At 60.7% G+C, this 6,468-nt stretch carries 6 protein-coding genes; 4 read left to right on the forward strand and 2 right to left on the reverse strand.

All coding sequences use genetic code 11. The annotated features are described in order from the left end of the window. From EKA13_RS25280 to EKA13_RS25295, 4 genes are all read left to right on the forward strand, one after another. A partial coding sequence (locus EKA13_RS25280) for an MMPL family transporter (RefSeq protein ID WP_176717485.1) occupies positions 1-405 on the forward strand: 405 nt, incomplete at its 5' end. A gap of 84 nt (positions 406-489) precedes the next feature. Continuing rightward, positions 490-1,698 (forward strand): LuxR C-terminal-related transcriptional regulator, encoded by a 1,209-nt coding sequence (locus tag EKA13_RS25285; RefSeq protein ID WP_065761824.1) that lies wholly within the window; start codon positions 490-492, stop codon positions 1,696-1,698. A 101-nt stretch (positions 1,699-1,799) separates the two neighbouring features. Next, on the forward strand, positions 1,800-3,212 hold the full coding sequence (locus tag EKA13_RS25290; protein WP_245704421.1) for a DUF1329 domain-containing protein: 1,413 nt from the start codon (positions 1,800-1,802) through the stop codon (positions 3,210-3,212). Between the two features lie 216 nt (positions 3,213-3,428). Further along, positions 3,429-4,469, forward strand: a complete 1,041-nt coding sequence (locus tag EKA13_RS25295) for a 3-ketosteroid-9-alpha-monooxygenase, oxygenase component (protein WP_065761825.1) — start codon at positions 3,429-3,431, stop codon at positions 4,467-4,469. Positions 4,470-4,891: 422 nt separating this feature from the next. Here the strand turns inward: EKA13_RS25295 and EKA13_RS25300 are convergent, their stop codons facing one another. Further along, entirely contained in the window at positions 4,892-5,821 is a 930-nt protein-coding gene (locus tag EKA13_RS25300; RefSeq protein ID WP_065761826.1) for an electron transfer flavoprotein subunit alpha/FixB family protein, read from the reverse strand. Beyond that, the coding region (locus EKA13_RS25305; RefSeq protein ID WP_065761827.1) for an electron transfer flavoprotein subunit beta/FixA family protein at positions 5,822-6,468 on the reverse strand (647 nt) is incomplete at its 5' end. It abuts the gene before it with no gap.

A 6,468-nucleotide genomic window follows, 5' to 3' on the forward strand; every position in this document is an offset into this window, starting at 1 on the left:
ATTGGCCTGAAAGTCGCGACCTTGCCGGTGATGGCGCTGGGCGTCGGGGTCGGGGTGGACTACGGCATTTACTTGTATGAGCGCATCCAGCATGAAATGGCTGAGGGCCGGGACCTGCGTCATGCCTTTTATCGCGCCATGTGCCAGCGTGGCACGGCAGCGGTGTTCACCGCCCTGACCATGTCGATCGGGGTCGGTACCTGGGCCTTTGCCCCCCTCAAGCTGCAGGCCGACATGGGCATTTTGCTGGCGTTCATGTTCCTGGTGAATGTCTTTGGCGCAATCTTCCTGTTGCCCGCGCTTGCGGCCTGGTTCAATCGTGGCCGGCCACTGGTTGCTGTGAAAGCCGCTTCACTCGGCACCAAGGCGTCGCCGCCGTTCTCCGGTGTGCTCGCAGGTCGTTAAGCGCGCAGCTAACCCATCACAATAAAAAATCATGCAGGCCCTGGTGGTTCAGACCACCACAGGGCCTGCGCTTGGGGAGTGTCTATGCAAACTAGCGTGCCCAATACTCAGGTCCTGGCGGAAATGGGGCTTGAGTTGGCCGAATACGAACAGATCATCGGCAATATGTACGATTCGGCCCTGGATACCCGCCACATGACCGAATCGCTGCAGCAGATCCGGACATTGTTCCAGGCCAATTTCGTCACGCTGATCCTGCGGGTGATGGATGAGCCGTTCCTGTCGCCGATGATGGTCGCTGGCGATATCGAACTGGGGGAGGGTGGGATCAACCATTACGCCTACTACGCCAAGTCCACGTTGTTCAACAATCTGCCCACGGATCAGGTGTTCACCATCGATGACCTGATGAGCGATGCCGAGTGGGTCAGTTCATCGTTCTACCTGCTGTTTTGCGAGCCCTATGGCTGCTACCAGATGCTAGGCGCCGACATCGGCATGCCCGATGGCGGCACCTTGCGTTTCCGCATCAACCGGCCCAAGGACCACCCGCGTTTTTCGACCGCCGAACGGGCCATGTGCGCGATGTTGCTGCCGCATTTGCGTCGCGCCTTGCACATGCACTCATTGCTGGACCGCAGCGAGTCGCTGGGTAGCCTGTACTCGCAGACCATCAGCCGCTTGTCGGTGGCGACGATTGTGCTCGACGAGGGCGGCAACGTACTGCAACTGAACCCGGTGGCGCGGGAGATCCTCGACAGTAATGACGGCCTCAAAGTGGTAGGTGGCCGGCTGGAGGCCACCTACCCGAGCGATAACCGAGAGCTGCTGCGGCTGGTGCGCAATGCGTTCCTGCGGGCCAGGCAAGGCGGCGATGTGTTGCAAGGGGCCGAGGCGATGTCGATCTCCCGGCCATCCGGACAGGTCAGCCTGGGGGTGGTGGTGGAACTGATCCCGTCACAGGAACTGGTCGAGGGCAAGGGCAAGCCCACCGTGATGGTGTATGTGCGTGATGCCGTGAGCAAATCGCTGGTCAGCAATGTAGTGACTTCGCAGCTCTACAACCTCACCCCGGCAGAGACGGCGCTGGCGCTGGAGCTGGCCAACGGCCTGTCGTTGGAGGAAGCCTCCGAGACCCTGAACATCCGCCGCAATACGGCACGGGCGCACCTGCGCTCGATTTTCTCCAAGACCGGTGTGCGGCGCCAGACCGAACTGGTGCGGATCATGCTCAACAGCGTTGTTGCACTGGGTAAGCCGGGTGCGTTACCGGTGGCGGTAAGCGCTGGCTAGCGTGTCGCTGTAAAAATGCGTTAGTCCGTGCGGACGATGCTCCCGGCTCCATTGGCTGCTGATACTGAGGGACCGCTATCGGTAACCAAGGAGAATAAGAAATGACCGGCAGTAATCTGGCCTCTCGTTGTTCTGTTTCGCGGACTGCCAATGTCACGCATAGGTGGACGTTAGCGCTGTTGCTGGGGTGCAGTGTGATTGGCACGGCCAGTGCGGCGCCGGAAGATCTGGCACGCCTGGGCAAGGATTTGACCTGTTTGGGGGCTGACAAGAGCGGTAACGCCGACGGCAGCATCCCGCCGTTCAGTGGCAAGTGGCTGGGGGTTCCGCCGCATGTCGACTTCAAGGGCACTGGCAACCACCCGGTTGACCCTTACCCGGACGAAAAACCACTGTTCGTGATCACCGCAGCCAACCTGGCGCAATACAGTGACTACTTGTCCGACGGGCAGAAAGCCTTGTTCAAGCTTTACCCCGCAACCTTCAACATGCCGGTCTATCCGTCGCACCGGGACTTCCGCGTCCCCGACTCGGTGTGCCAGGCGACCCGCGAGAACGCCAGCGTTGCCCGCCTGGTCGATGACGGAGAGGGTGTGGTCGGCAAAACCGGCGGTACGCCGTTCCCGGTACCCCGCAGTGGCCTGGAACTGCTGAAGAACGCCTCGACCTTCACCCTGCGTGCCTGGACCGAGGAATACACCTCCGACAACGCCTACGTGCTCAAGGACGGCAACATCAACTGGGGTCGCGTGCATTCACGCAACCTGGCGCCGGCACTGGAGCCGGGCAAGATCGGTGACACCGTTGGCAACTCCTCGTTCTACTTGAACGAAACCTTGCTGCCGCAGCGTGACAAGGGCGAGATCAACACCGGTACCGAATTCTGGAACGACAAGACCGAACCCCGCCAGAGCTGGCGCTACGACCCGGGCACCCGCCGCGTGCGGCAGTCGCCGGGGTATGGCTTCGACATGTCGTTCCCGGGCAGTGGTGGTTCGATCACCGTCGACGAGGTACGCCTGTTCAACGGTTCGGGGCAACGCTATGACTGGAAGATCGTCGGCAAGCGCGAGATGTACATCCCTTACAACGCCTACCGGCTGCACGCCTCTAACCTGAAGTACGCCGACCTGCTCACCCCAGGCCACATCAACCCGCAGGCCATGCGCTACGAGCGCCACCGTGTGTGGGAGCTGGAAGGCACCCTCAAGCCGGGTTACCGCCATCTGTATGGCAAGCGCAAGTTGTACATCGATGAAGACACCTGGTTCCCGATGCTTGCGGACAACTACGACAACCGTGGCGAGCTGTGGCGTACCTCGATGGTCAACTACTTCTATGCCTATGAAAGCCAGGCACAGCAAGCGGGTGTGGGGCTTTACCACGACCTCAACGCGGGCAGCTACCTGGCCTTCAACCTGATCAACGAGCAGCGCAACGGCTATCAACTGAACAAGCCAGGCTTCAGCCCGCGCGACTTTGGCCCGGAGGCCGCGCGTCGCTTCGGTCAGTAGTGCTTGAGTGGGGCGCCGTTCAGGCGCTTCGCCTGCAGTGTGGTGACAGGGGCGAATCCATCATGGGGTGGCGCGTTGAGAGTCGATCTCGCTTGATCTAGTCCAATTGGAGGATGAGCACCTTGCTCAGGCTGCTCAATGATGTCTGCCATGGATTCACCCTGTTTTTTCAGGGGGTATTGCTCCCCCAGAGTTTCCAACAGAGGAACAACAACAATGACGAAACTCGCTGAACTCTCGATCGAGAACGCCCAGCGTACTCACCGTTATGCCCGTGGCTGGCACTGCCTGGGCGCGGCCGATGATTACCGCGATGGCAAGCTGCACACCCTGAATATCTTTGGCACCCGTCTGGTGGCGTTTGCCAACAGCGAGGGCGCGATCAGCATTCTTGACGCCCATTGCCCGCACATGGGCGCCGACCTGTCCCAGGGCACCATCGAGAACGATACCGTGGTGTGCCCCTTCCACCATTGGAAGTACGACACCACCGGCAAGTGCGTCGAAATCCCTTACTGCAAGCGTATACCGCCCAAGGCCAAGACCCGCAGTTGGCTGACCTGCGAGGAGAACAACCTGCTGTTCGTCTGGAACAACCCTGAGGGGCGTCCGCCGAAAGACGGCGTGATCATCCCGCACCTGGCCGAGATGGACGATCCCGAGTGGATTCACGACTGGAACATCGACACCATGCTGATCGAAACCAACCCGCGCGAGTTGGTCGACAACCTGGTGGATGCCCAGCACTTCGGGCCTGTGCATGGCACCCCGACCAAGTATTTCGCCAACGTTTTTGAAGGGCATATCGGCCGGCAGATCTTCCATGGCGATTCCGAGCGCCTGGGCGGTGACCTGATCGCGCCGTCGGCCTACTACGGTCCTGCTACCCACTTCACCCACCTGAGCTCGATGTTCGGTGACGTTCGTGTGCATGCCATTCTGCTCAACAGCCACGTGCCCGTCACCCCGGACAGCTTTGAGCTGCGCTTTGGTTGCATGGTCAAGCGGATACCGGGCTGGAGCGAGGAGCAGAACCTCGAAGTGGCCAAGGCCTATGTCATGGGTAACCGCGCCTCGTTCTACCAGGACGTGGACATCTGGAAGCACAAGATCCGTATCGACAAGCCGGTACTGGCGGAAAACGACGGCCCGGTGTACCAGCTGCGCGAGTGGTACCAGCAGTTCTTCACCGATGAAGACCTGGTGCCCGCGAGCATGGCCGAGCGTCGTGAGATCGTCACTGTCGACGAGCGCTGAGTTGTAACGGGGCCGTGAACGGCGAGCGTGCTTGCCGTTTGACGGCTTCCGGCCAGGGAGGGTGAACCTGTACGTCGTCACGTCGTCACGACGTAGGTCCGAATCAAAGGTCACGAGAAAGCCGACAATGAAAATAAAAAGCCTTCTAGCCTATTCCGTTCCTCTGTTGATCCTGCTTTTCCTGGTGTTCACCGTGCTTGTCTCGGTGCCACCGGAAGCGCACAGTCCCTGGGCCTGCAAGACGTCCCCGGCCTGCGTTGGGGTGACGCCAAGCTTCCAGGGCTGGCCGAACGTGCGCTAACGCCAACGTTCGCACTGCATCTGGCTGATGCAAACAGCACGGGCAGGGCCCTGCGCTGTTCGGCTCGGAGTCAAGGTTCTCCGAGCCTTTTTTCGTCTGTAAACAGCGTTTGTGCGTGAACCTACAGCAGGTTTTCCAGTTCCGGGACGGCTTCGAACAAATCCGCCACCAGGCCATAGTCGGCCACTTGGAAGATCGGCGCTTCCTCATCCTTGTTGATCGCAACGATCACCTTGGAATCTTTCATACCCGCCAGGTGCTGGATGGCACCGGAGATACCGACAGCGATGTACAGCTGCGGCGCAACGATCTTGCCGGTCTGGCCGACTTGCATGTCGTTGGGTACGAAACCGGCGTCGACGGCGGCACGGGAAGCACCGACCCCAGCGCCCAGCTTGTCGGCCAGCGCATACAGGTGCTTGAAGTTGTCGCCGTTCTGCATGCCACGGCCGCCGGAAACGACGATCTTGGCAGCGGTCAGCTCAGGACGATCGGACTTGGCCAGCTCTTCACCGACAAACGCCGACTTGCCCGCGTCGTGGGCAGCGGCAACCGCTTCGACAGCCGCCGAACCGCCTTCTGCAGCAACGGCGTCAAAGCCGGTAGCACGCACGGTGATGACCTTGACCGCAGCGCTCGATTGCACGGTGGCAATGGCGTTGCCCGCGTAGATCGGACGCTTGAAGGTGTCGGCCGACTCAACCGAGATGATCTCGGAGATCTGGTCAACGTCCAGCAGTGCGGCAACCCGCGGCAGGATGTTCTTGCCGTTGGAGGTCGCAGGTGCCAGCACGTGGCTGTAGGCCTTGCCGAGCTGCGCAACCAGCGGCGCAACGTTCTCTGGCAACTGGTGCGCGTAGGCAGCGTTGTCGGCAACCAGCACCTTGCTGACGCCAGCGATGTTCGCAGCGGCCTGCGCTACGGCGCCAACACCCTGGCCAGCAACCAGTACGTGAATATCACCACCGATTTTCGCAGCAGCGGCAACAGTGTTCAGGGTAGCCGGGGCAACGGCACCGTTTTCGTGTTCAGCGATAACCAGGATAGTCATTTAGATTACCTTCGCCTCGTTCTTCAGTTTCTCGACCAGTTCAGCAACCGACTTGACCTTGATGCCGGCGCTTCGGTTAGCTGGAGCGTCGACGCGCAGGATCTGTTGGGTAGAGACAGTGGAAACGCCCAGGGCGTCCGGGGTAACGGTTTCCAGCGGCTTCTTCTTGGCCTTCATGATATTGGGCAAGGAAGCGTAGCGTGGCTCGTTCAGGCGCAGGTCGGTGGTAACGATGGCTGGCAGGTTCAGCGCAACGGTCTGCAGGCCGCCGTCGACTTCACGGGTGACGTTGACCTTGTCACCGGCGACTTCAACCTTGGAAGCGAAGGTGCCCTGGGCGAAACCGCTCAGCGCTGCCAGCATCTGGCCGGTTTGATTGTTGTCGCTGTCGATGGCTTGTTTGCCAAGGATCACCAGCTGTGGCTGCTCCTTGTCGACAACCGCCTTGAGCAGTTTGGCCACGGCCAGGGAATTGAGCGCTTCATCGGCCTCGACCAGGATCGCACGGTCGGCGCCCAGCGCCAGCGCCGTACGCAGTTGTTCCTGAGCCGTGCTCGGGCCGATGGTAACGACGACGATCTCGGTCGCCAGGCCTTTTTCCTTCAGGCGTACGGCCTCTTCCACAGCGATCTCGCAGAAGGGGTTCA

It is taken from the genome of Pseudomonas defluvii (assembly GCF_001695625.1).
Lineage (GTDB): Bacteria > Pseudomonadota > Gammaproteobacteria > Pseudomonadales > Pseudomonadaceae > Aquipseudomonas > Aquipseudomonas defluvii.

Coding starts and splice junctions, on each gene's coding strand:
- EKA13_RS25290 (WP_245704421.1), top strand. CDS start 1,800: ATGACCGGCAGTAATCTGGCCTCTCGTTGTTCTGTTTCGCGGACTGCC.
- EKA13_RS25285 (WP_065761824.1), top strand. CDS start 490: ATGCAAACTAGCGTGCCCAATACTCAGGTCCTGGCGGAAATGGGGCTT.
- EKA13_RS25295 (WP_065761825.1), top strand. CDS start 3,429: ATGACGAAACTCGCTGAACTCTCGATCGAGAACGCCCAGCGTACTCAC.
- EKA13_RS25300 (WP_065761826.1), bottom strand. CDS start 5,821: ATGACTATCCTGGTTATCGCTGAACACGAAAACGGTGCCGTTGCCCCG.